This is a genomic window from Steroidobacter sp., assembly GCF_036402275.1.
GTDB lineage: Bacteria > Pseudomonadota > Gammaproteobacteria > Steroidobacterales > Steroidobacteraceae > Steroidobacter.
The window spans coordinates 63,204-88,325 of sequence record NZ_DASWTF010000051.1 but is presented as its reverse complement, the minus strand read 5'-3'; the positions used below and the strand labels follow the sequence as shown (position 1 = coordinate 88,325).

General features: G+C 62.8%; 19 protein-coding genes. 12 read left to right on the top strand and 7 right to left on the bottom strand.

What is annotated here, in order from left to right:
- Position 1: 1 nt before the first annotated feature.
- Together VGD45_RS29915 and VGD45_RS29910 are read left to right on the top strand one after the other, a co-directional pair.
- Positions 2-1,303: a peptide MFS transporter gene (locus VGD45_RS29915; protein ID WP_331159070.1), complete on the top strand. Its 1,302-nt coding sequence runs from the start codon at positions 2-4 to the stop codon at positions 1,301-1,303.
- 2 nt (positions 1,304-1,305) lie between these two features.
- Positions 1,306-2,913, top strand: coding sequence for a serine hydrolase (locus tag VGD45_RS29910; RefSeq protein ID WP_331159069.1), 1,608 nt, complete (start codon positions 1,306-1,308; stop codon positions 2,911-2,913).
- On the opposite strand, the gene VGD45_RS29905 is transcribed toward VGD45_RS29910, so the two are convergent.
- The 5 genes from VGD45_RS29905 to VGD45_RS29885 are packed head-to-tail and all read right to left on the bottom strand — an operon-like array spanning position 2,880 to position 9,366.
- Positions 2,880-4,313, bottom strand: a complete 1,434-nt coding sequence (locus VGD45_RS29905; RefSeq protein ID WP_331159068.1) for an efflux transporter outer membrane subunit — start codon at positions 4,311-4,313, stop codon at positions 2,880-2,882. The two genes, VGD45_RS29910 and VGD45_RS29905, sit on opposite strands and share 34 nt — an antisense overlap.
- 7 nt (positions 4,314-4,320) lie before the next feature.
- Positions 4,321-5,439, bottom strand: coding sequence for an ABC transporter permease (locus VGD45_RS29900; protein WP_331159067.1), 1,119 nt, complete (start codon positions 5,437-5,439; stop codon positions 4,321-4,323).
- Entirely contained in the window at positions 5,436-6,584 is a 1,149-nt protein-coding gene (locus VGD45_RS29895; RefSeq protein WP_331159066.1) for an ABC transporter permease, read from the bottom strand. Before VGD45_RS29895 ends, VGD45_RS29900 begins: the two co-directional genes overlap by 4 nt.
- The gene (locus VGD45_RS29890) at positions 6,581-8,344 is read right to left on the bottom strand and encodes an ATP-binding cassette domain-containing protein (protein WP_331159065.1); all 1,764 of its coding nucleotides are present in this window, start codon (positions 8,342-8,344) and stop codon (positions 6,581-6,583) included. Before VGD45_RS29890 ends, VGD45_RS29895 begins: the two co-directional genes overlap by 4 nt.
- On the bottom strand, positions 8,341-9,366 hold the full coding sequence (locus VGD45_RS29885) for an efflux RND transporter periplasmic adaptor subunit (protein ID WP_349263395.1): 1,026 nt from the start codon (positions 9,364-9,366) through the stop codon (positions 8,341-8,343). The genes VGD45_RS29890 and VGD45_RS29885 overlap by 4 nt, the downstream gene beginning before the upstream one ends.
- 174 nt (positions 9,367-9,540) lie before the next feature.
- Here VGD45_RS29885 and VGD45_RS29880 point away from each other — a divergent pair, with 174 nt between their 5' ends.
- The 6 genes from VGD45_RS29880 (at position 9,541) to VGD45_RS29855 (ending at position 17,962) form a co-directional block, all read left to right on the top strand.
- Positions 9,541-10,191, top strand: coding sequence for a CerR family C-terminal domain-containing protein (locus VGD45_RS29880; RefSeq protein WP_331159063.1), 651 nt, complete (start codon positions 9,541-9,543; stop codon positions 10,189-10,191).
- Positions 10,192-10,311: 120 nt separating this feature from the next.
- A complete protein-coding gene (locus VGD45_RS29875; RefSeq protein ID WP_331159062.1) occupies positions 10,312-10,836 on the top strand; it encodes a sigma-70 family RNA polymerase sigma factor in 525 nt (174 codons plus the stop codon).
- Entirely contained in the window at positions 10,833-11,921 is a 1,089-nt protein-coding gene (locus VGD45_RS29870) for a FecR family protein (RefSeq protein ID WP_331159061.1), read from the top strand. Before VGD45_RS29875 ends, VGD45_RS29870 begins: the two co-directional genes overlap by 4 nt.
- A gap of 5 nt (positions 11,922-11,926) precedes the next feature.
- A complete protein-coding gene (locus VGD45_RS29865) occupies positions 11,927-14,869 on the top strand; it encodes a TonB-dependent receptor (protein WP_331159060.1) in 2,943 nt (980 codons plus the stop codon).
- Positions 14,870-15,024: 155 nt separating this feature from the next.
- The gene (locus VGD45_RS29860) at positions 15,025-17,247 is read left to right on the top strand and encodes an MMPL family transporter (protein WP_331159059.1); all 2,223 of its coding nucleotides are present in this window, start codon (positions 15,025-15,027) and stop codon (positions 17,245-17,247) included.
- Positions 17,248-17,362: 115 nt separating this feature from the next.
- Positions 17,363-17,962 carry a TetR/AcrR family transcriptional regulator gene (locus tag VGD45_RS29855; protein WP_331159058.1) on the top strand — a complete coding sequence of 200 codons (600 nt, stop codon included), beginning with the start codon at positions 17,363-17,365 and terminating at the stop codon, positions 17,960-17,962.
- Here the strand turns inward: VGD45_RS29855 and VGD45_RS29850 are convergent.
- Together VGD45_RS29850 and VGD45_RS29845 are read right to left on the bottom strand one after the other, a co-directional pair.
- Positions 17,904-18,962, bottom strand: coding sequence for an AbrB family transcriptional regulator (locus tag VGD45_RS29850; protein ID WP_331159057.1), 1,059 nt, complete (start codon positions 18,960-18,962; stop codon positions 17,904-17,906). The two genes, VGD45_RS29855 and VGD45_RS29850, sit on opposite strands and share 59 nt — an antisense overlap.
- Positions 18,959-20,314, bottom strand: a complete 1,356-nt coding sequence (locus VGD45_RS29845; RefSeq protein WP_331159056.1) for a citrate:proton symporter — start codon at positions 20,312-20,314, stop codon at positions 18,959-18,961. Before VGD45_RS29845 ends, VGD45_RS29850 begins: the two co-directional genes overlap by 4 nt.
- A 29-nt stretch (positions 20,315-20,343) precedes the next feature.
- On the opposite strand from VGD45_RS29845, the gene VGD45_RS29840 reads away from it, so the two are divergent.
- From VGD45_RS29840 to VGD45_RS29825, 4 genes are all read left to right on the top strand, one after another.
- A complete protein-coding gene (locus VGD45_RS29840) occupies positions 20,344-21,102 on the top strand; it encodes a GntR family transcriptional regulator (RefSeq protein ID WP_331159055.1) in 759 nt (252 codons plus the stop codon).
- Positions 21,103-21,255: 153 nt separating this feature from the next.
- Complete coding sequence (locus VGD45_RS29835; protein ID WP_331159054.1) at positions 21,256-23,409, top strand: TonB-dependent receptor; 2,154 nt, start codon at positions 21,256-21,258, stop codon at positions 23,407-23,409.
- On the top strand, positions 23,409-24,806 hold the full coding sequence (locus VGD45_RS29830; RefSeq protein ID WP_331159053.1) for an acyclic terpene utilization AtuA family protein: 1,398 nt from the start codon (positions 23,409-23,411) through the stop codon (positions 24,804-24,806). Before VGD45_RS29835 ends, VGD45_RS29830 begins: the two co-directional genes overlap by 1 nt.
- Positions 24,806-25,117 (top strand): DUF4387 domain-containing protein, encoded by a 312-nt coding sequence (locus VGD45_RS29825; protein WP_331159052.1) that lies wholly within the window; start codon positions 24,806-24,808, stop codon positions 25,115-25,117. The genes VGD45_RS29830 and VGD45_RS29825 overlap by 1 nt, the downstream gene beginning before the upstream one ends.
- Positions 25,118-25,122: the final 5 nt, after the last annotated feature.

Sequence of the window (25,122 nt, the reverse complement as noted above, 5' to 3'; positions counted from 1 at the left end):
AATGACCAGGGTGCCTGCGACCTCGCCCGGAAACTGGTTCGGGCACCCGCCCGGTCTGACGATCCTGTTCCTCACCGAGATGTGGGAGAAGTTCTCCTACTTCGGCATGCGCGCGCTGCTCGTCTATTACATGACGAAAGCGCTGGCCATGCCGCAGGCGCAAGCATCCTGGACCTACGGCACATACACTGCGTTCGCGTATTTCACGCCGATCGTCGGCGGACTCATCGCCGATCGTTTTCTCGGCCGGCGCAGCGCTGTGATTCTCGGCGGCTCGATCATGGCGCTGGGCCATTTCATGATGGCCTTCGAGGAGCTGTTCTATCCGGCGCTGGCAACCATCGCGCTCGGCAACGGACTGTTCCTGCCTAGTTTGCCGAGCCAGGTGCAGACGCTTTATGCGGCGGACGATCCGCGTCGTATCACCGCGTTCAATGTTTACTACGTCGGGATCAATCTCGGCGCTATCCTCGCGCCGCTGATTTGCGGAACGCTGGGCGAGTTGTATGGATGGCATTGGGGATTTGGCGCTGCCGGTATCGGCATGTGCATCGGTCTCGTGATTTATATCTGGGGCAGTCGTTACCTGCCTGATAGCGTGCGGCAGGTGCAGGGTCGCGAGCTCGACGCACAGGCACACAGCAATTCGTTCGGGCGGCGCCTCGGATTGCTACTCGGTGTGATCGCGATGGTCGTCGTGTTTCGCGGCGCGTACGAGCAGATTGGCAATACCGTTGCTTTGTGGACCGACAGCGCCGTCGACCGCAGCGTGGGCTCGGGCATGATTCCGAGCACGTGGTTTCAGGCGCTGAATCCGTTGTTGGTCTTCGTCCTGACGCCCGTTCTGCTGCTCATCTGGCGTAAACAAACACAGCCTGGAGATCAACTCGCGCCGGCCCGCCGCATGGCCTTCGGCGCGTTCATCGTTGCGGCCGCTTATGTGATGCTTGCAGCGATTGCACAGGCATCGCAGTCCGAAGGCGTACCTGCGCACTGGATGTGGCTCGTATTGTTTCTCGTCGTTTACACGACCGGTGAGCTGTTCATTCTCCCCACGGGGCTTGCGTTGTTTGGCAACCTGGCTCCGGGCGCCGTGGCTGCTACGAGCATTGCTCTGTGGTTCTCCGCGAGCTTTGCCGGCAACCTGCTCGCCGGTGCGCTCGGCTCGTGGTGGAGCCGCATGGATCACATGACATTCTTCCTTCTGATGGCGGCCGTGGCCGCCTGCGCAGCGACGCTGCTGATGCTCGTCGATCGACCGGTGCGCGCGTTGCTGCGTGCGGCCGATCCTTCCAGGGAGTGACTATGCTGAAGCACGTTCGAGTGGTCTTCACGGCGGCAATCTTGTTTGTCGCATCGGCTCACGCAGCTCCGCCGAACGATCTGGACCGCTACGTAAAGCGTGTGTCCGACACGTTCGAAACGCCCGGTATGGCCATCGCGATTGCCGAACGCGGCAAGCCCACGGATCTGCGCACATTCGGTGTTCGCCGCATGGGGGAGGCCGCCAGGATCGACGAACAGACGATGTTCTCGCTGGGCTCGACCACGAAGGCTTTCACGAGCGCCGTGCTGGCGATGCTGGTCGACGAAGGCAAGCTCACGTGGGACAGCAAGGTCGTGGACTTGCTGCCCGGATTCAGAATGTACGATCCGTACACGAGCAGCGAGATGACCGTGCGGGATCTGCTCGTCCATCGCAGCGGTCTGGGCCTCGGCGCGGGCGATCTGCTGTTCGTGCCGGAGACCACGCTGACTCGCGCGCAGATCGTCGAAAAGCTGCGTTATATCAAGCCAGCTACGAGCTTCCGCAGCGGTTATGCCTATGACAATTTGCTGTACGTGGTTGCAGGTCAGCTGATCGAAGCGATCTGCAAGGACACGTGGGAGAACGTGGTTCGTCAGCGGATTCTGGTCCCGCTGCAAATGGAGAACACGATCACTGCCTCCGCGACACCGCCCGGAGCAAACAAAGGTTGGCCTCACGGACGCGTCTCGACCGCCATCCGCGGCGCTGGGCCGATGACGCCGTTGCCGAATCAGATGCGCTTCGACAATTCGGCGCCGGCCGGAGCGCTGAACGCCAGCATCGCCGACGTTGCGCGCTGGCTGGAGTTGCAGCTTGGCCGCGGTCTCGATCCGCGTACGAATGTGCGTCTGTACAGCGAAGCGCAGGCTCGCGAGATGTGGACGAGTCAGACGCTGATTCCGGTGAGTCAGAACCCCAAGCCCCTCGAACTCGCCCAAGCCAACTTCCGCGCCTATGCGCTGGGATGGTCCTACAGCGACTATCGAGGCCAGCCGATCGTTTCGCACGGCGGCGCCGTGCTGGGCAGCGTTGCATTGGTGGTGATCGTTCCGGGCAAGGACGTAGCGTTTGCGATCATGACGAACTCGGAAGAGACTTCCGCGCTCGCGGCGATTCAGTATCGATTGCTGGATCACTATCTCGGCCTGCCGAGTCCCGACTGGATCGGCGCGCTCCACGGCGTGCGCAAGGCGAGAATCGAGAAGGGCGAAGAGGTGCTGGCGAGCGCGGCGGCTGCAACGCCGACGCAGGATGGCAAAGGGCCGTCGCTTGCCTTGGCCAACTATGCGGGCCGCTACCGCGACGATTGGTACGGCGACGTTGTCATCGAGAACAGTGCGAACGGACTATCGATTCGCTTCGAGCACACTCCGGCGTTCGTCGGCAAGCTAGAGCACGTGCGTTACGATACGTTCCGCACGCGCTGGAACGATCGCACGCTCACCGAAGATGCGTACGTTACATTCTCGCTGCAGCCCGACGGCTCGATTGCCACGGTGACCATGAAAGCCATCTCGCCGCTCGCCGATTTCAGCTTCGACTTCCACGATCTGCTGTTGCGGCCGGTAGCTCACTCCGGCAAGCCGCCTCCGAGCGCCTTGTAGACGGCGACCAACTGGGTGCCCAGCTGAATGTTGCTCTGGCTGTACGCTCGCTCGGTTTGCAGCAAGGTGCGTCGCGCATCGAGCTCGGCGAGATAGTTGATCAACCCGTGGTTGTAGCGGACGCGAGCGATGTCGTAGGCCTCGCGGCTCGCGGCGAGGGCGGTGGATAGCTCGCGATTGCGGTCTCGCTCCGAGCTGTAGCCGCTCAACGCAGTTTCGATCTCGTGCCAGGCGCGCAGCACAGTCTGTTGATAGGCGACGGCCGCCTGTTGTTGATCGAGCTTACGAACTTCGACGATCGCTCGCCGGCGGCCGCCATCGAAGATCGGCAGGCTCAGGCTCGGACCGATGGACCACTGCCGCGATCCCCATTCGGTGAAGTCGGACGCCTGCAGCGATTGCTGAACGAAGCTGCCGGTCAGCGTGATGCGCGGATACAAGTCGGCGACGGCGACGCCGATCTCTGCCGTCGCCGCATGCAATTGCGCTTCGGCACGTTGAATGTCCGGACGCCGCCGCGCGATTTCCGACGGCACGCCGCCCGCGATCGTCGATGGCAAGGTGTACGTCGGCGCTGCGGCGAGTTGCGCATCGAGCGATCCGGGTTGTTCATTGAGCAACACCGCCAGCGCGCTCAGCAGTTGCGCCTCCTGTTGTTTCCACTGCGGGATGCTCGAGCGCGCTTCGGCGAGGCGCGCACGTTGGGTCGCCAGATCGAGCTCATCCACGATGCCGCCTCTGACGCGATATTCCGTCAGCTCCACCAGATCCGCGCTGGCAGCTGCATCCGCAGTCGCGATGCGTAGCTGCTCCTGGACGCCACGCAACTCCAGATAGCCCCGCACGACTTCGGCAATCAGCGAAAGGCGAGCGTCGCGCAAATCTTCGTCGCTCATGCGCAGATTGGCGTCCGCAGCTTCTATCGAGCGTCGCACGCGGCCCCACAGGTCCAGCTCCCAGCCGACGTCGAACCCGCCTTGATACACGCTAAAGGGTTCGCTGAGCAGCGAAACGATCTGATCGCGATTCCCTGCGGGCGCGATCAGGTCGATCATTCGTGTGGCGGTGCCGTTTTCGCTTTGCCGTTCGCGTTGATAGGCGGCGCTGGCGCTCACGTTTGGCCAGCGCGCGCTGGACTCGGCGTTACGCAGCACCCGGCTCTGCGCGACCCGCAGCGTCGCGATCTGCACATCGGCATTGTTTGATAGCGCGCGTTCGACGAGACCATCGAGCGTCGCGTCGTGGAATTGTTTCCACCACTGCTGCTCGACTGCGTCGGCGGTGACTGCTGCGTCCCGCCACTGTTGTGGCAGGGCAGGTTCCGGGGCTTTGAAGTCAGGGCCCACGGCGCACGCGCTCAGCAGCGCGGAACTGACGACGATCCAGATCTTGTTTCGCATGACGTACCTACACCAGCCGGTGTCGAAACAACCACACGGCCGTCGGCAGCGTGATCAGCGCGATGATCACCAACGGCCACATGTCGTGGTAGAGATATCCAAAGCTCGCGCCTTCGAGATACACACGCCGCACCAGGTCGATTGCATAGCGCAGCGGATTGGCATAGGTGAGGTATTGCATGGCTCGCGGCATGTTGCTGATCGCCGAGGTCAGCCCAGACAGCAGCATCATCGGCATCAGCAGGACGAACGTGTACAGCATGGCCTGCTGCATCGTCTTCGAAAACGCCGAAAGCGCAAGCCCGATGCCGACCGCCGCGGTCGTGAACAGCAGCAGTCCGGAGTAAAGCGTGAACAGCGACCCCTGGAACGGAATCCCGAACCAGAAGCGCGCCAGCAACAGAATGATGGTGGACTGCACCAGCCCGATCAGAATCGGCGGCACCGCTTTGCCCACCATGATTTCCGTGGGACGCAGCGGTGTGACCAGCAGTTGGTCGAACGTTCCTTGTTCGCGTTCCCGCGCGACCGAGAGCGCGGCGAGCATCAGCACCTGAAGCATGCTCAGCGCGCCGATCAAGGCCGGAATCATGGCCCAACGAGTTTCCAGATTCGGGTTGTACCAGGCACGGGTTTCGATTCGCAGTGCCGGAGACGCCCCGCCGCGCAGTTCGTTCCACTGTGTGTTGAAACGATCCACCGCCGCTGTGACGTACGAGGCGGCGACGTTGCCGGTGTTCGAATTGCGGCCGTCCGCGATGACTTGCACCACGCCGCCGCGTCCAGACTCGATGTCGCGCTCGAAATCGGCGGGGATATGAATGACCATCAACGCGCGTTTCTTGCCGATCGTCTCGCCGATCTGGCTGGCGTTACTCAAGCTCGATACCCGATCGAACACGCCCGAGCCGTCGAGGAGTTTCACGAATTGGATCGAAGCATTGCTGCGGTCGGTGTCGAGCAGCGCGTAGGGCACCTCATCGAGGTCGAACGTCGCCGCGTAACCGAACAGCAGCGACTGCAAAATCACGGGCATCACCAGCACCAGCCGGCTGCGCGGATCTTTCAGGATGGCGATCAGCTCCTTGCGGATCAGAATGGCGATGCGATGAAGCGTGCCTTTCATACCAGCTGTTTCCGCGTGTTGATCCGGATCAGAACGAAAAGCACGACCGCTGCCGTCAGCAGCACCACGGTGTCCTTGATGAGCAGGCCGGGCACGTTGCCGGCGAGAAACAACGTTTGCAGCGCCTCGACGTAATACGTGGGCGGCAATACCGCCCCGACGGCCCGCACCACTGCCGGCACGCTGCGCAGATCGAAGATGAAGCCGGAGAGCATCAGCGCGGGCAGGAAGCTCGTGATCAACGCGACCTGAGAGGCGAGAAACTGGTTCTTGGTGGCCGAGGAGATCAGCAGGCCCAGGCTCAGCGAGACCAGCAGGTACAGCATCGAGATCGCTACGATCAGCAGCAGCGAGCCTCGGATGGGAACGTAGAAAAGGAATTTGCCGGCGAGCAGACACATCGCGAGGCCCGCCAGGCCGACGCCGAAGTAGGGAATGAGCTTGGAGGCGATGAGCTCGCCCGTATTGATCGGCGTGACGAACAGCGACTCCAGCGTGCCTCGCTCCCATTCGCGGGCCATCACCAGCGATGTGAGCAGCGCGCCGTTCAGAGTCATGATCAGGACGATGAGTCCGGGCACCAGAAAGTGCGTACTGGTGTTCGCCTCGTTGAACCACAAGCGCGTTTCCAGTCTCACCGCGGGCGCCGGCATCGCACCGCCATCGCCGGCCGCCGCGCGTTTCGTGCTCCACAGCCCGATCGCGCCTTGCGCGAAGCCTTCCAGAACGCGTGCGCGATTGGCATCCACGCCGTTCACGAGGACCTGAATCGTTGCATTACCCGCTGCCAGCCGCCGCGAAAAGTCGGACTGCAGATACACGATTGCTTCAATCTCGCCGGCGCGCATCGAGCGTTGCGCCTCCTCCATGGAGCGCAGCGGCGTCACGGAAAAGTAGGGCGACAAATAAAAGCCCGAGACGACGTCCTGGGCGGTGGGCGATGTGTCCTGAGAGACGATGGCCACGGGCGCGTTCTTGATATCGAACGACAAGCCGTAGCCAAACACCAGAATCAGCACGACCGGCAGGAACAGGCCGACCATCAGATTGCTCTGGTCCCTGAGCAGTTGGCGGGTCTCTTTCAACGTGAGCGCGCGCAACCGCCGCCATGAAAGCCGCTGCGTCTGAACGTGCTGGTCGCTCATGCGGCGTGCTCCTCACGCTGTGCTCGCTCGCGTGCGTGTTCGACGATGCCGATGAATGCTTCTTCCATGGATTGCGCGGGTCGACCGGCAGAGCCGGCGTGCTCGCGCACTTCGGCCGGCGTTCCGATCGCCAGCATCGTGCCTGCGTCCTGAATCATGATTCGATCGCAGTACTCGGCTTCTTCCATGAAGTGCGTCGTGACCACGATAGTCGTGCCGTGATCGGCCAGCGAGCCGATACGTCGCCAGAATTCGCGCCTCGCCAGCGGATCCGCGCCACTCGTCGGCTCGTCGAGAAACACGATGTCGGGTTCGTGCAGCAGCGCCGCGGCCATCGCCAGGCGCCGTTGAAATCCGCCGGGCAGCGAACCTGCCGTCGAGGTGGCGCGCTGCTTGAGCTCGAAATTCTCCAATGCCCACTCGATGCGCTCGGCCGCTTGCGAATTGCGCAAGCCGTAGGCGCCGGCGAAAAATTGCAGGTTCTCGAGCACGCTGATATCGCCGTATAGCGAGAACTTTTGCGCCACGTAGCCGATGTTCTGTCGCGCCTCGGCACGCGCGCGCCGCAGGTCTGCGCCCGCGACCTTCAATGTTCCGGACGTCGCCGGAAGCAAGCCGCACAACATGCGAAAGGTCGTCGTCTTGCCCGCACCGTTCGGGCCGAGCAGTCCGAAGACCTCGCCCCGTTTCACTTCGAAACTCGTGCGGTTCACTGCGGTGAAGTCGCCAAACTTGCGCACCAGATCGTGCACTTCGATCACGACTTCGGAGTGATCCCGCGGCCCCTTCGCACCGAGATCGAGCGCTGCGTTCGCGGCCGGCTGCACCTGCGTTTTCTGCCGCAGCAACATCATCAAGCTGTCTTCGAGATTCGGCGCTGTCGGCTCGAACGTCGCGTCACTCAGCGACAACGGTTCGCGTTCGCGAAGTACTGTTCGCACCTGGCCGCCTTGAGGCACGGCGTCGATCACGTCGGTGCGGTCGATGAGGTCCGCCTGCAACTTGCGCGCGGGCGCCTGTCGTTTCGAGATCGCGATGAACGAATGTCCCTGCGCGCGCGACCGTAACTCGTCCGGCGCGCCGCTCGCCAGCACATTGCCTTCGTGAAGCACCACCACGTGCGCGCAGCGTTCGGCTTCGTCCATATACGACGTGCTCACGAGCACGGATAAGCCTTCGTCGTCGACCAGTCCGCTCACGATCTCCCAGAGCTCGCGTCGCGATAGCGGATCGACGCCGACCGTCGGCTCATCGAGCAGCAACAGCTCGGGCGAGCGCACCAGCGTGCACGCGAGTCCCAGCTTTTGTTTCATGCCGCCGGAGAGCTTGCCGGCAAGCCGGTCGAGAAAGGGCGCGAGCGCGGTCATTTCCATGAGTCGCGGATAACGTTCGGCGCGTTGCTCCGGAGTGACGCCGTGCAGATCCGCATAGAGATCGAGGTTCTCCTGCACGCTCAGGTCCTCGTAGAGCCCGAAGCGCTGAGGCATATAGCTGATGCGATCTTGAATTGCCTGCGGCTGCTTCGCTGCGTCCAAACCGAGCACGGTGAGCGTCCCTGCATCGGCCCGCATGAGGCCCGCTGCAAGGCGCAGCAGCGTCGTCTTGCCCGCGCCGTCGGGACCGACGAGGGCAGTCAACGCGCCGTGCCGTGCACCGAAGGACACGCCGTCGAGCGCCGTGATCGTTTCGTTCTTCTGGCGTTCGAAGCGTTTGGTGAGGCCGTCGCCGCGGACGATGAGGTCGCCAGCACCCGCGTTCATTTTCCCGACTCGCTCGCTGCGCCATTACCGGTAGCCGGCGCGATCGTGACCGTCGCCGGCATACCGAGCCGCAACCGGTCTTCCGGATCGTCGACGAACACGCGGATTTCATAGACCAGGCTGGTGCGCAACTCCTCGGTCTGCACTGTTTTCGGAGTGAACTCCGCCGTCGAGGAGATGAAGCCGACCTTGCCTTGGAGAGGAGCATCGGGCGCACTGTCCATGCTGACACGCGCCGGCGCACCGAGCGCGATGCGGCTCAATTCAGCTTCGGACAGATACGCTCGGACCCACTTCGGCGTCGTGATCGCCAGCGCGAAGACAGGGCGCTGTGGCGTGGCCAACTCGCCCGGCTCCATGAGCCGATTGCGAATCACGCCGTCGGTCGGCGCGACCAGATCCGCATCGGCGAGTTGCCGCTTCAGGAGCGCGAGATCGGCTTCGGCCGCGTCGAGCTGGGCTTTGGCTTGATCGATGTCTTCCTGACGAGGGCCGGCGAGCGTCAGTTCGAGGGCTTTACGGGTGCTTTCGGCCTGCGCTTCGCTCATGCGCGCCGTCGCCGTAGCTGCTTCGAGGTCTTGCGGGCTGATGGCGCGGCCCTTCGATTCGTCGCTGATGCTCCGCATGCGCTGCAATTGGCTGGTGGCATTCGCCGCTTCGGCTTGAGCGGCCGCCAGTGCCGCGCGAGCTTGCGCAATTTCTTCTGGGCGGGCGCCATTGCGAAGTTTGCGCAACGCCTCGCGCTGAGCGGCGACTCGCGCCTCGGCCTGCGCCACACGTGGCAGCAAACGGCCGGTATCGAGGCGCGCCAGCACTGCACCGGCTTTCACAGTCGAGCCTTCCTCGACCAGCACCTCGGCGATGCGCTCACTGTCGTTGAAAGGCAGCTCGATCTGCCGCAGATCGACATTGCCTTGCAGGACGATCTGCGTCGTGTCCTGGTCACGACCGAAGATCCAGTAGCCCAGCAAGGCGACTGCCAGCAGAGCGACCACGGCGAGCGGGATGATTCTTTTCGGCACGGTGTCCGTCCAGGGGGCCAGAAGTTGCAATCGGCCTCCAGTCTATTCAAAATCAAATTTGAATTTCAATCGAATTCGAGCCGAGCGCAGATGAACAGGCGAGTGGCGCGTCCCCGGAAGACCGACAGACCCCCTGCAAAACCGCGGCAGGCCGCCAGGCGTGCGCCGGCCGCCATGCGCGAGAACGGTGCGCAAACAAAGCAACTATTGCTCGAAGTCGCGGGCCGAGTGTTTGCCGAGCGCGGCTATGTGCGCGCCACGAGCAAGGAAATTTGCGAGCTCGCGCACGCGAACATCGCGGCCGTCAATTATCACTTTGGCGGCAAGGACGGGCTCTACGCCGCCGTGCTCGAGGAAGCGCACGCCAGATTGGTCAGCATCGACATTGTCGCCGAGATCACCCAGAGCAAGGCGAGTGGGGCGGATAAGCTGCGATTGTTGCTACGAAGGATCGTCGGTGAAATCGCGAAGCGTGACCAAGGCGCGTGGGAACTACGCGTGCTCAGCCGCGAGATCATGGCCCCCACGCCGCTGATGGACGGCATGATGAAGAATCAGGTCGCGCCCAAGGCGAAACTGGTGACGGGCATGATCGGGGAGATCTTGGGCGTGCCGCCGACCCATCCCGCGGTAAGCCGCTCGACCGTGAGCATCGTCGGCCCGTGCATTTTTCTGCTGATCACGAATCCAGATTGGCAGAAGAAAATATTCCCAACGCTGCTCGCCGATACCGACGAGTTGGTCGATCACATGGTCGCATTCGCGGTGGGCGGCCTGCAGTCCATCGCGGCGAGTTTGCATAGTTCGGCACGTTCGCCGCGCTGACAGCCGGCCTCGTGTCGGCCGGAGTTTAGATTCCCGGGGCCTCATCTACCCGCCGTACCCGACTCCGCCGCAATCCACTCGTAAGTAGACAGGGATGACGCCATTCAGGCGGGCGAGGTCATGGCAGACAAAAGGAACTACTGGGACCACCTGTTCGGCCAGCACGGGCCGGGCCTCGCGGCATTCATACGCCGGCGGGTCCGCAGGTCCGCCGATGCGTCCGATCTCACACAGGAGCTGTATCTGCGCTTCCTGCGTGCCGATCGCGCCGAGCTGATCCGCAATCCGGAAGCGTATCTCTACACCGTCGCCGTCAACCTGCTGCGGGAGCAGTCGGTGCTGGAGCGGCGCCTGGGCCGGGCGGTGGATTCATCCGAGCTGGCGATGGATCCCGCGTTGGTCAACTTCCGAACGCCGGAGGAGGAGGTCGATCTCGAGGGACGGGTGGCGCGAATCACCGAAATGATCGACGCGCTGCCGGCGAAACCTCGGGCGGCCCTGGTTCTGCAATACCGAGACGGCCTTACCTACGAGGAAATCGCCGACCGGCTGGGGGTTACGACTCACGCCGTGAAGAAGTACGTCATGCAAGGCCTGGCTCTTTGCCGCAAGCGCCTGGCCGGACTCGAGGGGCACTCAGGATGAAACATTCCAAGGAACCCATGCGGCAATGGGTGGCCGCGCAGGCGCTCGAATGGTTCATCGCGCACCGCTCGGGCGCACTGTCAGAGGCACAGCGGCAAGAGTTCATTGAATGGCTGCGAGCCTCGCCGGCGCATGCGCGTGAATATCTGGAGCTTACGGGATTCGTCAAAGATGTCGGCGAGGCCGCCAGAGCGAATGCGAGGCCGGCCGAGGAACTCGTGGCAAGCGCGCGCGCCGAGCCGGACACGGTGCAGTTCCTGCCAACGTTTGTAGCGGAAGATACGGAGACGAAACCTCGCCGCACCAACTGGAATGGAATGCGGCTGCGGGCGGCCCTCGTTGCCGTTGCCGCAGTCATGATCGCCTTCGCCACATGGTGGTTGCACGACCGCACTGTCTACTCGACCGCTCACGCGGAGCAGCGCTCGTGGCGCATGCCAGACGGCTCGACTGTCCATCTCAATTCGAGCTCGGAGATCAAAGTGAGGTTCGATGGTCAGCGCCGCGAGGTCGATCTGATTCGAGGTCAGGCGTTGTTCCAGGTCGCCAAAGATCCGCAACGTCCGTTCTGGGTGCATGCGGGAGAAGCTGTCGTTCAGGCAGTGGGAACGGAGTTCGACGTCTATCGCCAACCTCGGCGCACGCTGATTTCGGTGGTTGAAGGGCGCGTCGCGGTCTGGCGTTCGCCGGACAGCCCGGCCGGTGAACTGAGCGGCGTCGGCGGGCCGGTCGCGCAGCTGAACTCAGGCCAGCAAGCGCACATCACTCGCGGATCGACCGTCGTTTCCGAGCGGGCGGCCGATGTGCGCAAGACCGTCGCCTGGCTGCAGCGGCAGGTAATTTTCGATCACGATCCGCTCGGCGCCGCGGTCGAGGAGTTCAATCGCTACGCCGAACTGCAAATCCGCATCGACGATCCGTCGCTGCGCGCGGTCGAGATCAGCGGCATTTTCAGCGCCTACGACGCGGAGTCTTTCATTCGTTTTCTGGAGCGCCAGCCCGAAATGCAGTTGCGGCGCGCCGGCGACGAAATCGTGGTCGCGACAACGGACAACGTGAGCTCAATCCAAGAAATCAGGGAGTGAATTCGATGCACACACGATACGGCGCTTCCGGGCTCCTTTGCGCATTGGTCTTCGCGCAGGCGAGTGGGCAAGCGTTGCCGCAGGTAAACGATCCGATTCCCGCACAGCCCATCGCCTCGGCTCTCACTGCATTTTCGCGGCAGACTGGGCTGCAGATCGTGTATGTCTCGCGCGTTGCGGATCAGGTGCAGTCTGCGGCGATACCCGGCGGCTTGTCCGCGCAGGAGGCGCTGCGCAGGCTCCTCGACACGACTGGCCTGACATTCGAGTTTCTCGACCAGAGAACGGTCACGATCGTCGTGGAGAAAAAACGAGACTCGACTGTGCCGGCGACACGCACGACGTCGCTGCGCGAGGATGACAGTCGTTATATCCGTCTCGTGCAGGCGGAACCTGCATCGAGCGCTCGCAGCGAGAGCTCGGCGAAGGCTTCCTTGCCAGCTGAGAGGTCCGGCGAGGCGCGACCGTTGGAGGAGGTCGTCGTCAGCGGCATACGCGGCAGCTTGCGTGAATCGCTCGACAGCAAACGCGAGGCCACTGCGATCGTCGACGTGATCAACTCGGAGGACATCGGCAAGTTCCCCGACAAGAACGTGGCCGATTCTCTGCAACGCATCCCCGGCATTTCCGTGGACCGCATTTGGGGCGAAGGCCGCGACATCTTCGTGCGAGGCACCGACAGCACCATGAATCGCACGCTGATGAACGGTCAGAGCGTCGCCTCAGCGTACTGGTGGGCCAACGACAATCCGAGCCGCGGTTTCAACTACGACATCCTCGCTTCCGAGTTGGTCGCCGCGCTCGAGGTCTACAAAAGCCCCGAGGCGGATATCGACGAAGGCAGCATCGGCGGCCTCGTGAACGTGCGCACGCGCCGGCCGATGGATCTCGCTCCGTTCACGGCGCGCGTCTCGGCCGAGGCGCAGTACAGCGATCTGCCGGACGAGGTCGATCCGCAGGTTTCCGGTCTGCTCAGCTGGCAGAACGATGCTGGCACGTTCGGCGCGCTCGGCTCGGTGAGTTATCAAACGCGCAACATGCGGCGCGACGGCCTCGAAGCTTTTCCTGACAACACTTTGTTCGATATCACCGATCAGAACGGCAACGTGACGCGCGACGTCTATTCCGTATGGGGCGGCGGCTCCGCGATCTTTCAGCAGGATCGCGAGCGCATCACGGCGAATGCGACATTGCAGTTCCGGCCGGACGACCGATGGGATATCGCGCTCAACTACGTCAACTCGGACATGGACATGGATAATCACAATCAGAATTATCTGTTCATGCCAGGTGGCTACAAGCTGCCGGCGGGTGCGACCGTCACGAATCCAGTGTTCATCCCGACCAGCGACGGTCGCCAGGCGCTGGTCGGCGGCCGGCTCGACGATCCGAACACGCCGGGCGCGTCGATCGAGCCGATCTACCGCGAAGCGTTCATCGAGTCGCAGGTGATCGATCTCGATGTGAGTTTCAAGGGCGATGGCTGGCGGCTGCACGGACAGAGCGGTTACACCAATGCCGAAGGCGGCAGCGATCGTGACCAGAACTACTGGTTCCAGGGCAACACGCGCGAGGTGATCAACCTCGGTCCCAACACCATCGAAGTCGCCTATCCCGATCTCGATGCGACCGACGCCGCTGCGCTGACGCTGGTGCCGGCCAATCTGCGCGATTGGGTGCGCAAGATGGAGGAAGAGGAGTTCTACGCGCAGGGGGATTTGCAAGTCGACATCGACAGCGGCTTCTTCAAGTCGTTCAAGACCGGCGTGAAATTCCGCGACGATACCGTCGAGAACAATCGGCAGGTCGGCACCGTGGATCCGGACAATCCCAACTATGCGGCGCTCTCGGCCATCACCATGGACCAGGTGTCCACCGGCCTTACGCCGGCACTGCACGGTGAGGCTGCAACGTCCGGCTCATTGACCCGATATGCATGGATCAATGGCGACCTCGCGCGGCAGGTGATCGATCCGCTGCTGGATCTGCAGTACGACTTCGACGAGCGCGCCTATTACAAGATCAACGAGCAGATCGTCGCCGCGTACGTCAAAGGGGATTTCGAGCTCGGCCGGCTGCGCGGCAACGCCGGCGTGCGTGCGGTGAGAACCGATCAGGACTCCACCGCCTTCATCAACGGGGCTCGCGGCACGGTCTCGCGCTCCTATACGGACTACTTGCCGAGTGTGAACGCCGTATTTGGTATCACCAACGATTTGCTATTGCGTGGGGCCGTGTCGCGAGCAATGGCGCGCAACACTTTCCAGGATCTGAGCGCCAACATCACGATCGACGCGACCACCGGCAGCGCGAGTGCCGGCAATCCGCAGCTCGATCCGATCTACGCCGATCAGTTCGAGCTGGGCGCGGAATGGTATTTCAGCGATGCCTCGCTGGTCTCGGCAACTTACTTCTGGAAGAGCCTGGATACATTCATCTACCGACGCACGGCGAGCGAGGCGATCGACGGGCAGACGCTGAACGTGACCCGGCCGTTCAACAGTGACGATGGCGCCGACATTCAAGGCGTCGAGTTGCAGTGGCAGCAGTCATTCGGCGGCGGCTTCGGCGCGGTGTTGAACTACACATTCACCGACGCCGAAGTGGACCCCGTGCCGGGCCAGCCGAAGCTGCAACTGCAGGGCAATTCCGAAGATCAACTGAACGCGTCGGCCTATTTCGAGAACGACCGCTTCAGCGTCCGCCTGTCTTATAACTACCGCTCGGATGCGTTCGGCGCGCTGACGATGGGCTCACAGATCGTCACCGACGCCTACGAGCAGCTCGACGCCACGGCGAGCTGGAACTGGAGCGATGCAGTGGTGCTATACGCCACGGCGGTGAACATCACCAACGAAGTCATCTACCAGCGCACCGACGACGGCATTCCGGTGGGCTTCTATGAGAACGGGCCGCGGTACAGTCTCGGTGCGAGAGTGAGATTCTGATCTACGATCGCTCGGTTCCAGGTCTCTGCCTGAGGCAATAACAGCGCTGCCTCACGAGTGGTTGACAATGTACACCGCGCCGGTTAGGTTGACGCTGTCAACCTGGCCGCGCGGTCAGCTGACGTCACCACTTTTTCGGACCTAGGACGGCATTCATGTTCTCCAGCTTGGGGCGATTCGCGTTTCGATACCGGTGGCTCGTGCTGCTCGCTGCTGGCATCTTCATGGTCGTGGCAATCGTTTGGGGCAGTGGAGTATTCGGGCTTCTTACCACGGGCGGCCTGGCGCCGGAGGAGGCCGAGGTGAGCCGGGCGAACGAACTGTTGGAAGAACACTTCGGGCGCCGGCCGGGAGATATGGACGCGGTGGTGGTCTTCGATGACGAATCGGGTACGCGCCGCGTGGACGACGCCGAGTTCGCCCGCCCCGTGCGGGATGCGTTGGCCGCGCTCCCGGCATCCGAAGTGATGTCCGTGGTCAGCTATTGGACGCCGGGGCTCACACCCGAACAACGAGCCGAGTTCGTCAGTCCGGATCGGCACGCTACTTACGCTGTGATTACGCTGCAAGGCGAGGACGACGCTGCTCGCCTGAAGTCTTATGGCCAGATCCAGCAGGCCGCACAGGCTGGCAACGGTATCGCTACATATCTGGCCTGCGGCTGCGCCTACGAACTGCAGCGGGAAGCGACGGCCAACCTGGCAACGTCGCAAGCAATCTCGCTGCCGATCCTGCTGGTCCTCCTGGTGGTGTTCTACCGGGGCTTGGTAGCGGCACTCATCCCCTTGGCGCTGGGTGTATTCGCGATCCTCGGATCGCTGGTGATATTGCGCTTACTGACGATGGTGACCGACATCTCGATCTTTGCGTTGGAGATCGTCGTCTTGGTGGGGCTCGGGCTGGCCGTGGACTACGGGCTCTTCATCGTCAGCAGGTTCCGCGAGGAGCTCGAGCGTGGCGGCGGGAACGTTGCCGCAGCGGTGATCGCTACCACGTCCACCGCCGGGCGCACGGTTGCGATCTCCGGTCTCACGGTCATCAGCGGATTGAGCGGCCTGCTATTGTTCCCGCAGCCGATTTCACATTCCTTCGGGCTCGGCGGCATCAGTGTCGTGTTCTTCAACGTCATCGCGGCGCTACTCGTGCTGCCCGCCACGCTCGCTATCCTCGGAGCGCGAATCAACGCCGGGCGCCTGCCATTGCCACGCCTTCGTCGGACCACCCGCAATGCCGAGGATGGTCGCTGGGCGCGGCTCGCTGCGGCCGTCACAAAGCGACCGGCCGTGTCACTCACACTGGGGGTGCTGGTGCTGTTGATCGCGGCCGCGCCGCTGCTGGGCACGCGTCCAGGGCTGACCAATCATCGCTATCTGCCGGTCGACAATCACGCGCAGATCGTCGCGCGGTACATGAACGAGGAGTTCCCGCCGAACGGGCCCGGGGCCACGGCTCTCGACGTGGCAGTGCGCGGGCCAGTGGACCCGACGAGCCTGGATGCGTATGTCGACCGGTTGGCTCAGCTGCCCGGCACGTCGGAAGTTCGTGTGCATTTGTCCGATCCGGCGGTCACCTGGGTCAAGGTCAATTACGACGGAGAAGCAGACGATCCAGGCCCGCTGCAACTCGTGCGCGATGTCCGCGCGACGCCACCGCCCAGCGGCGCCGAAGTGCTCGTCGGCGGGCAGGGCGGGGCGGCGATGAGCCTCGACAACAATGCCGCCACGCTCGCGTCGTTGCCTGGAGCGCTGGGCCTCGTAGCCGTTGTGACTTTTCTTCTGATCGCGCTCGCCTTCCGTTCGGTGCTCATCCCGATCAAGGCGGTGATTTGTGCGTTCCTGTCGCTCGCCGCGTCGCTGGGCATCGTGGTCTGGGCCTTCCAGGAAGGCGGCCTGGCCGGTTTGCTCGGTTTCCAGATTGTCGGCACCACGGACTTGTGGACTCTTGGGCTGATCACCACGATCGCCTTCGGATTGGTCACCGACTACGAGATGTTTCTGGTGAGCCGGATGCGCGAGGTCTATGTGGCGACCGGCGACAACACTCGGGCCGTGGCAATCGGGTTGCAGCAGACCGGTTCGATCATCACCCGGGCGGCCATCCTGATGATCGTTGTGCTGGCGACGATGGGCCTCACCGCCGGGTCGTTGTTCATCATCACCTTCGGCATCGGGATGACGCTCTCGGTCATTATCGACGCCACGATCGTGCGATCGGTGATCGTTCCGGCTGCCATGCAATTGCTCGGGGCCGCCAACTGGTGGGCCCCGCGGCCGCTCGCTTGGCTCAGCGATCGGCTCGGCCTCAGCGAAGGCATGGGAATGCAGCCGAGGCCGGATACAAATGCATCCGTTGCCAACGGCGAGCGATTACCGACATGAGCGAATGACCCCGGGCCTTCTCCACCCGCCGTTTCGCTGGCCAAATGCACGGTCTATGCCGATGATACGCAGCTTCGGGATAGACATAGGCAGCGACGGCGGGATTGAGATGGTCATGGCGACGACACGGGATTCCATCCTATCGGCTGCGGGGGAGCTCTTGGATCAAGCCGGCCCCGACGGCGTGACACTGCGCGCGGTTGCTCACATCGCCGGCCTGTCTCATAACGCACCCTACAAGCACTTCCAGGACAAGGAGGCGCTGCTCGCGGCCGTTGCGGCGAAGGAGTTGCGTACGCGGGGCGCCGCCATGGCGGCAGTTCTGGCCAAAGCGGCCGATCCGCTGTCCGCCTTGCGGCGGCTCATGCACGACCACGTTCGGTGGGCGATGCGTTATCCGCATCGCTTTCGTCTGATCTTCGGACGCTGGGATCGATATGACGACGATCTTGGCGAGGCCGCCGAGGCGACACGGCGCCTGTTCGTCGAGTCGATTGCCGTGGCCCGCAGCAACGGTCTCATCGAGCCGGGAGATAACGAACGTACGGCCGCGCTGCTCATGTCGCTGACTCACGGCGCCATCGATCTGGCCCTGGATGGGCATCTTGCCGCGGACGGCAAGGGCCGATCGAATCCATGTGACCTGATCGACGATCTCATCGACCTGCTCGCGCCAGCCATTTCGCCAGCGCGGGCGCGCCGGCGATCACGATGAGCAGGCGCACGAATTGGGCTGCCAGGATCACTGGCAGAGACACGTCAGTGTTGGCTGCGATGATCACGGCGGCGTCGATGCCGCCGGGGCTCAAAGCCAGATACGCCGTTAACGGGTCTGTTCCTGGCAGCAGCTTGCAGAATGCGATCGAGAGCAGTCCGCACAGCGCGATCATCGCAACGATGGCGAGCAGCATTTTCGGCAGCGCCGCCAGCGAGTGAATCAGCATCTCGCGGTTGAAACTCAAGCCGACGTAGATACCAACGGTGCCGAACGCTAGCGTTGCAAGCAGCGGTGGCGGGTTGATATCCATCAGTCCCGCGGCCTGCAGCGCCGCGCCGGCGAACGCTGGAACAAACAACGCCAGCGCGGCCTTGCGAAAATAGATCGCGATGGCCACGGCCGTTGCGGCGAGCGCCAGTGTCGCGATGAGCGATGACGCGGGAGGAAGCGTCAGCCACTGGGAGCCCAGGTTGGTAGATGAGTGCAGCGGATGGACACTGGGATGACCTATGAACTTCGCCACGAGGATCGCGGCGAGCGCCACCAGTGCGATCCGGGAATATTGCATCAACGCGACCAGGCGCCGGTCCGCGCCGAAATCATCGGCGAGCAGCACCATTGAAGAGGCCGCACCCGGAGACAGGCCCCAGATCGCAGCCGTACCGGGCAACCAGCCCGCGCGTGTAATCAACCAGCCCAGACTCGCAGCGACCAGCATGGTCGCGACATTGAAGCCGACGAACAGTGCCCAGTGTGCGCTGACGATCGCGATGAGGTCGGCATTGATGGCCTGGGCGATGAGACAACCGAGGATGGCCTGCGCACCGATGGTGAAGCTGCGTGGCAAACGTATGCTCGAGCCGCTCACCGCGAAGATGATGGCGGCAAGCATGGGGCCGAGCAGTAGCGCTGCCGGAACGTGAGCCGCGCGCAGCACGAAAACCAGTGCTGCGGTCAGTAAGATCAACGACAGCCATTGAGCCGCGGAACGAATCATTTCATCGAGACGCCAGCGCCATCGCCGGACAGCGGTATCGCGCCAGTCAGGAGCGCGGACGCGGTCACGATCAGGCTGGTGAGCACGGCCCATTTCAATGAGAACCGCTGGGCGTCGGCCACATCGACACGGAGCAACCCGCAGACCAGATAGATCGGCGCGAGCAACGGGCTCAGTGTGTGCACCGGCTGTCCGAGCAACGAAGCACGCGCAATCTCCTCGGGCGAGATGCCGTAGCTTGCAGCCGTTTGCGCAATGACGGGCACCACGCCGAAGTAGTAGGCGTCGTTCGACATCACGAACGTCAGCGGCATGCTGACGATCGCGGTGATCGGCGCCAGCAGCGGACCGATGTCGGGCGGAATAATGGACAGCGCGGCCTTGGCCATCGCGTCCGTCATGCCGGCGCCGTTCAAAATGCCGGTGAAGGCGCCGGCGGCGAACAGCAGCACGACGATGTTGACGACATTATCCGAGTGAGAGGCGAGGCGCGCCTTTTGTTCCTTGAGATTTGGATAGTTCACGGTGAGCGCGATGGCGAAGGCGCCCATCATCAGCACCGGCAATGGCGCCAGGCCGAGCAGCATGCCAAGCATCAGCGCGATGGTGAGAATCAAGTTGAACCAGAACAGGTGCGGTCGCCGCGCGCTCTCGTCATGCAGTGGCTCGTGGGCTAGCGGCGCCTGTGTCCCAGTAATCGAATCGATTGGCGCGGTGGCAGCGAGCCTCCGTCTCTCATGCAGACCGAAACGCCAGGCCATGAGGAGCACCGCCGATAACCCAATTACCATCGCCGGCAGCAGGGGCAGGAACACCTCATTGAGATCGGTGTGCGTGGCCGTCGCGGCGCGTGCCGCTGGGCCGCCCCACGGCAGCAAATTCATCAGCGAATTGCTCAAGGCCAGCAGCGTAGCCAGAATCAATGGATTCATGCCGACGCGCCGATACACGGGCAGCAGCGCCGTGATCACGATGAGCGCCGTCGTGGTGCCGTCGCCGTCGAGCGAGACAGTCATCGCCAGCACCGCCGTGCCCATGCTGATGCGCACAGGATCTTCACCGACGGTCGCCAGGACTTTGCGCACCAGCGGATCGAACAGTCCGGCATCCATTACAATGGCAAAGTACAGCACGGCGAAGCAGAGCATCAGCGCGGTGGGCGTGACCTGCAGCACTCCCTCCAACATCATCTTGCCGAGGTCGGGGCCGGCGCCCGCGATGAGGCCGAAGACGATGGGCACGGCGATCAGCGCCGCGATGGCGGACATTTTCTTCGCCATGATGAGCGTCATGAAGGTGACGATCATGACCGCTCCGAGCACGGCCGGATTCAGCAGGGTGTCGGCGTTCAACGGTTAGGGTTCCTGGAGGATGCGAAACGATGGTCGGGCAAGCAAACGAGGGGCCGGAAGTGTTGGCCGATCCGCAGCACGCGGAGATGACGACGCATACGGTCTTGTCCAAGCTGCGCGAGCTCATCGTGACCGGAAAGATCGCGCCGGATACTCGTCTGCGGGCCGAAGCGCTTGCGGAGCAATTGGACGTCTCGAGAACACCGGTGCGTAGCGCGTTGGCGCTGCTTTCCGCGGAGGGGCTGGTGAGCTACAGCGTGAATCGCGGCTACACCGTCCGGCCCGTCACCATTCGTGACATCTTCGATTCCATCGATGTGCGTGCGACGCTCGAAGCGTTGGCCTGCCAGCAATCCGTGGAACGGGGCTGGAGCGAGCAGGACCTCGATCAGCTCGCGAATCTGTCGCGGCAGTTGCGAGCCATCGTCGACAAAGGCGAGTGGTCCGAAACCATCGAGCGCGAGTGGTATGAGATCAATCGACTGTTTCATCGCTTGATCGACCGCGCCGCGCAGAATGCCGTGCTGAGAAACACCATTCGCATGACTCTTATTTATCCCGTGCTCGGCGACGTGGCTCGTATTTGTCCCAGCGTCGCGGCTCATGTGCCGCAGCGGTACAGGCAGTTGTCCGCGACGGTCCCCGATCACATTCGCGAGTCGCAGCTCGATCACGAGCGAGTGCTGGAAGCCATTCGGGCCGGCGATGGAATTGAAGCGGCCCGATTGATGTCCGCGCACGTCCTCGCCACCAAGGCTCGGCTGCACGCTATTGCCACGTTGCGCTGACTATGCTCTGAGCCGGATCCAGAATTGTCAAGAATAAAATCCAATCGAATGTAGTTTTGCATCCAAAATATTGACAGACTGAATCCAGTCGCCGTATCGTGCTTCCCACCTGCTGGGACGGCAGGCCCATAACTACGACTTCCAGGGGGCCATATGAGTGCGAGCAGCCGAGGGCTGTTGGTGTGGGGAGTGGCTGGAGCAGTGATGTCCGTGGCGAGTCCGACTCTCGCGCAATCGACGTCGGAATCGTCAGAGTTGGAAGAAGTGTTGGTGACCGCGCAGCGGCGCGGCGAACGCCTGCAAGACGTTCCGATCACCGTAACAGTGTTGGATGCCGATCAGATTCAACAGGCCCGTGTGCAGCAGATCGGCGACGTCGCGAACCGCACGCCCGGTCTGAGCTTCGACGCGTATCCGGCCTCGCAACCGCGCGTGTTCATTCGTGGCATCGGCTCCCCGGATCGAGGCGCCGCCGGCGATCCGAGCGCCGCCGTGTTTCTTGATGAGATCTATCTCGGCCGGCCCGCCGCCGTGGCGTTCGATGCATTCGATGTGGAGCGCATTGAAGTGCTGAAAGGACCGCAGGGAACGCTTTACGGGCGCAACGTAGTCGGCGGCGCGATCAACGTGCTGAGCCGCCGTCCGAACCTCGCGGCGTTCGACGCCGGCGCGGAAATCACCGTCGGCAACTATCAAAAAATCGATGGCGCCGCCTTTGTGAACACGCCGTTCGCCGATGGCAAAGCGGCGCTGCGGGCGAGCGGCAGCTGGCGCACTCACGATGGTTACGTCCGCAATACCTTCACCGGCAACCGCGTCGACGATCAGGATACTTCGAGCGCCCGGCTGCAACTCGCCGCTGAACCGAGCGACAGCGTTCGCTTGTCATTTACGCTCGACGGCACGCGGGATCGAGCGACAGGCCCCGCACAGCATGTGTTCGATCTGGACGAGGGAGCCGACGAGGCCGCGTTCTGGACGGTGGATCGCGACCGCGATCGCACCGCCGGCGCCACCGAGGGTTATCAAAATCGCGATACCTGGGGTGCGCGCGTGCAGGCGGACTGGGATGTTTCGTTTGCAACGCTGACCTATCTGGGTTCGTACCGCACGCTCGACTACGAAAACTCCTATGACTTCGACGGTGGCAACGCCACCACGAATCTCATCGACATTGGCGGCGGCGAGCAGGAGCAAAGCGACTTCTACAGCAACGAGGTCAGGATCAGTTCGCTTCCCGGAGGCGACGTGTCATGGGTCGCGGGTCTTTATAACTTCGGCAGCGACACGGATCGACTGGACAACCTTGCACTGAACGTCGCGGGCGATCTGCTCGATGAAATCTATACGCAGCGCGCTACGCTCGACAGCTACGCCGTGTTCGGCGACGTGACCTGGGCGCTTACCGACAGATTCTCCGTCACCGGTGGCGTGCGCTACTCACGAGATGAAAAGGAGTACCGCGTCTCGAACACGGCAGGGGATGCGATCGTTCGCGCCCAGGAACGATTCGATGTGACCGTGGCCCGGAACTATGACGCCACGACTTATCGGGTCGGCGCCTCGTTCACCCCCGCGGAAGACCATCTGCTCTATGTGATGGTCTCGCGCGGATTCAAGAGCGGCGGCTTTCAGGACACGCCGGCGTCGGCGGCGGATGCGGCCGATGACTTCGAACCGGAGTACGCCACACAATACGAGCTCGGGCAAAAGAGCACGTTCGCCGATGGCGCGCTGATCTGGAACAACACGCTGTTCCTGCTCGACTACACGGATCTGCAGACCCGCCGCGTGCTCGACAATCTTTCCATCGTCACCGACAACGCCGGCGAGGCGACCATCCAGGGATTCGAAACCTACCTGACCTGGCGAGCTTTCGCTGGCGCGCGTCTGACCGTGAGCTACGCGTACACGGACGCGACTTTCGATGAGTTCGTGCCTGCGCCGGGCGTGGATTATGCCGGCAATCGCATATCTCGCACGCCGGAACACAAGGTGGTGGTGTCGCCCGCGTACGAATGGCAGCTGCCGCGGGGCGCGACGTTGAGCTTCGCGGCCGACTACAGCTACGAGAGCAGGATCTTCGATGACAACTCCAACGAAGGCCCTGAAGTGCGCGACCCCACCCACTTCGTCGACGCGCGAGTCATCTACACGAGCACGGATGAGAAGTGGGCGGTATCGCTGTGGGGCAAGAATCTCACCGATGAGCTCACACGCACCTTTCAGGCCACCTTTCTGGGAGCGAATTTCGGTGCTTACAACCCGCCGCGAACCTACGGCGCCACTTTTTCTTGGAACTATTGATGCCCACTGACACTGCAACGTTCGATGGACCGATCCGGATATTCGTGCCCACAGGATCGTTGGGGGCCGGAGCGCGCGAGCAAGAAATCCGGGAGGCCATCGCTCGCGGTGCGCACGCGATTGCGACTGATGCCGGTTCCACCGACAGCGGCGCGGCGTACCTCGCGCTAGGGATTTCGAAGAACAATCGAGGCTCGGTCAAGCGCGATCTGACTCTTTTGATGAAAGCGGCCGCGGACGCGCGCATTCCGTTGATCGTCGGCAGTTGCGGCCAGGCGGGCGGAGATGCGAACGTCGATTGGACCAGGGACATCGCGCTGGAGGTCGCCGCCGAGCTGAAGATCGAGCCGCGCATCGCGGTTCTTTATTCCGAGCAGAGCAAGCAGTTGCTGAAGGCGAAGAACGCGGCAGGGAAAATTCGTGAGTTGCCGCCGCTCGGGCCATTGGATGACGCCACGATCGACGCATGCGATCACATCGTCGCCGCGATGGGACCCGAGCCTTACATACAAGCGTTGCAGGCGGGCGCGGACATCGTTCTGGGCGGGCGCACCACCGACACTGCCGTGCTCGCGTGCTACGCCTTGATGAAAGGGGCTCCGGCGGGCGCGTCGTGGCACGCTGCCAAAGTTGCCGAATGCGGCTCTCAATGCACGGTGAACCCCACGACGGCCGCGGGGGTGCTCATCAGCATCGACCGGGACGGCTTCGAAGTGCAGACGCTGGCGCCAGACAATCGCTGCAACCCGGACAGCGTTTCGGCGCACATGCTGTACGAGAACAGCAATCCATTCCTGCTGACGGAGCCGGGCGGCGTGCTCGACGTGACCGACGCCGATTACATGGCGGTCGACGAACGCCGCGTGCGGGTCACCGGGTCGGTGTGGAAGCCGCAGCCTTACACGATGAAGCTCGAAGGCGCGGGGCGGGGCAGATATCAAACATTGATGCTGATCGGCATCCAGGATCCTGACATCCTCGCGCGAGTCGACGAGTTCCACGACAACATGTTGGCGGCTCTATACGAGCGCACACGCAAGACGATCGGTCCGGCCGCCGGCGACTTTCATATCTCGTTGCGCATGTATGGATGGAATGCGGTGTCGGGCGACAAGCCGCCGCCGGGCACCCCCGCCCCGCGGGAGATCGGCGTCTTGTTCGTGGCGACTGCCGACACGCAGGAGATGGCAACGCAGATCGCCAAGGCGTGCAATCCCTATTTCTTCCACTTCCCCATCGATTTCGACAAGGAGTTGCCGAGCCACGGGTTCGCGTTCTCGCCGGCCGACATCGAGCGGGGGCCTGTATACGAGTTCAAGTTGAATCACGTAGTCGAGGTCGAGGATCCCATGGAACTGGTGCGGATGCAGTGGATCGATGTGAAGGGACGTAAGTGATGGCTACCGTCAAGCAGGTTTGCCGTCACATTCGCTCCAAGAACGCCGGTCCCTACTGGGTGACCTTCGACCTGTTCTTCGACGGCGCGGAGAACTATCGGCGCTACAGCGATTCGCCCGTCCTCGGGCCGCCATTGATTCAGCGGCTCTACGGCGCCGACCCGCGCCTGGTCAGGAAATATTCCGTGCCCAAGCTGAACATGGTGAAGATCTCGTATGCCCGCACCAACGTGCAAGGCGGCGAGATCGAGCGCGACATGCACTGCGGCCAGCAATACGTGCGGCTGCTGGACATCGAGTTGGACGTTTGACCGGG

Bases quoted from the DNA above. Each gene is read 5' to 3' on its own strand.
- VGD45_RS29900 (WP_331159067.1), bottom strand. From the start codon at position 5,439: ATGAAAGGCACGCTTCATCGCATCGCCATTCTGATCCGCAAGGAGCTG.
- VGD45_RS29830 (WP_331159053.1), top strand. From the start codon at position 23,409: ATGCCCACTGACACTGCAACGTTCGATGGACCGATCCGGATATTCGTG.
- VGD45_RS29895 (WP_331159066.1), bottom strand. From the start codon at position 6,584: ATGAGCGACCAGCACGTTCAGACGCAGCGGCTTTCATGGCGGCGGTTG.
- VGD45_RS29840 (WP_331159055.1), top strand. From the start codon at position 20,344: ATGGTCGGGCAAGCAAACGAGGGGCCGGAAGTGTTGGCCGATCCGCAG.
- VGD45_RS29870 (WP_331159061.1), top strand. From the start codon at position 10,833: ATGAAACATTCCAAGGAACCCATGCGGCAATGGGTGGCCGCGCAGGCG.
- VGD45_RS29865 (WP_331159060.1), top strand. From the start codon at position 11,927: ATGCACACACGATACGGCGCTTCCGGGCTCCTTTGCGCATTGGTCTTC.
- VGD45_RS29905 (WP_331159068.1), bottom strand. From the start codon at position 4,313: ATGCGAAACAAGATCTGGATCGTCGTCAGTTCCGCGCTGCTGAGCGCG.
- VGD45_RS29825 (WP_331159052.1), top strand. From the start codon at position 24,806: ATGGCTACCGTCAAGCAGGTTTGCCGTCACATTCGCTCCAAGAACGCC.
- VGD45_RS29850 (WP_331159057.1), bottom strand. From the start codon at position 18,962: ATGATTCGTTCCGCGGCTCAATGGCTGTCGTTGATCTTACTGACCGCA.
- VGD45_RS29890 (WP_331159065.1), bottom strand. From the start codon at position 8,344: ATGAACGCGGGTGCTGGCGACCTCATCGTCCGCGGCGACGGCCTCACC.
- VGD45_RS29855 (WP_331159058.1), top strand. From the start codon at position 17,363: ATGGCGACGACACGGGATTCCATCCTATCGGCTGCGGGGGAGCTCTTG.
- VGD45_RS29880 (WP_331159063.1), top strand. From the start codon at position 9,541: ATGCGCGAGAACGGTGCGCAAACAAAGCAACTATTGCTCGAAGTCGCG.
- VGD45_RS29860 (WP_331159059.1), top strand. From the start codon at position 15,025: ATGTTCTCCAGCTTGGGGCGATTCGCGTTTCGATACCGGTGGCTCGTG.
- VGD45_RS29910 (WP_331159069.1), top strand. From the start codon at position 1,306: ATGCTGAAGCACGTTCGAGTGGTCTTCACGGCGGCAATCTTGTTTGTC.
- VGD45_RS29835 (WP_331159054.1), top strand. From the start codon at position 21,256: ATGAGTGCGAGCAGCCGAGGGCTGTTGGTGTGGGGAGTGGCTGGAGCA.
- VGD45_RS29875 (WP_331159062.1), top strand. From the start codon at position 10,312: ATGGCAGACAAAAGGAACTACTGGGACCACCTGTTCGGCCAGCACGGG.
- VGD45_RS29915 (WP_331159070.1), top strand. From the start codon at position 2: ATGACCAGGGTGCCTGCGACCTCGCCCGGAAACTGGTTCGGGCACCCG.